This is a genomic window from Vibrio sp. YT-18 (assembly GCF_033337345.1).
Lineage (GTDB): Bacteria > Pseudomonadota > Gammaproteobacteria > Enterobacterales > Vibrionaceae > Vibrio > Vibrio alginolyticus.
Map to the genome: position 1 here is coordinate 1 of NZ_JAWOQO010000305.1, position 1,015 is coordinate 1,015.

The window sequence follows — 1,015 nt, forward strand, 5'->3', positions numbered from 1 at the left end:
GTCTGAAAGGTTATGAGCTCATCGTGTATGAGCTCAATACTGATTATGACTACCTACTTCAAGAACACAGTTCGCAAGCTTTCTACGATTTACTCTCTCCTATCTATGAAGAAAAAGGGCTTGAATACACCAAAAGCGAGCTAGAAAAGTTTGCCACGGCAAGCCATCGATTGTTGCAACCTCACACCATGGATGAGCTCCCTCCTGAGGTGAAGGAAGTGTTCGATGAAGATCCTACCGCTAACATCGCCTTTGATGATGAACGGGATTTTTGGTTTCGCTTCGACGAGAGCACTCCCTTTTTCAAAATTAGCGATAACCCGAATAGTCCTATCATTCAAGCCGTCAATTTCGACGACAACATGGTGTGGATATTCTTCATCGCTGGTTTCGCGCTTTACTGTGTTTTGCTGATCTGGTTTTTAAGCCGCAGAATTCGTGAACTAGAAAGAGTCACTGTCGAATTTGCGTCTGGTAATTTCAAAGCACGCGCAAGCACGGCCAGCGCCAAATCAGTTGGCACATTGAACAAAAGCTTCAATAACATGGCCGATAAAGTCTCTCGACTCATTACCAGCAATAAAATGCTCACCAATGCGGTTGCTCACGAGCTACGCACACCAATTTTTCGCTTGCAATGGCAGGCTGATTTACTCGCCGAATCCTCTCTAAATGAACAACAGACAAAGTACGTAAATAGCATCGTTGAAGACATTGATGAGATGGAAGAAATGGTCGAAGAACTCCTTTACTACGCGAAAATGGAACGCCCAGAAACAGAGCTTCGGACCGAAAGTCTTGAGCTTAACTCCCTGCTTTTGGACCTAAAAGACAAATGGCAGCAAGAGACGCCATTGCCAATCACCGTTAAAGATACGGATTGCAAAGAAGCCCAAATTAAGACCGACCCCAAACTGCTCAAGCGCGCGTTAGACAACCTACTTCGCAATGCCATGCGTTATGCCGATAGCCAAATCATGTTAGAAGTGACCGAAGATGAAGAACACTGCATGAT

Annotated in this window: 1 protein-coding gene; it reads left to right on the forward strand. The window is 44.9% G+C overall.

What is annotated here, in order from left to right; genetic code table 11:
- Positions 1-2 precede the first annotated feature (2 nt).
- The coding region (locus R7M72_RS26180; protein ID WP_318056603.1) for a histidine kinase dimerization/phospho-acceptor domain-containing protein at positions 3-1,015 on the forward strand (1,013 nt) is incomplete at its 3' end.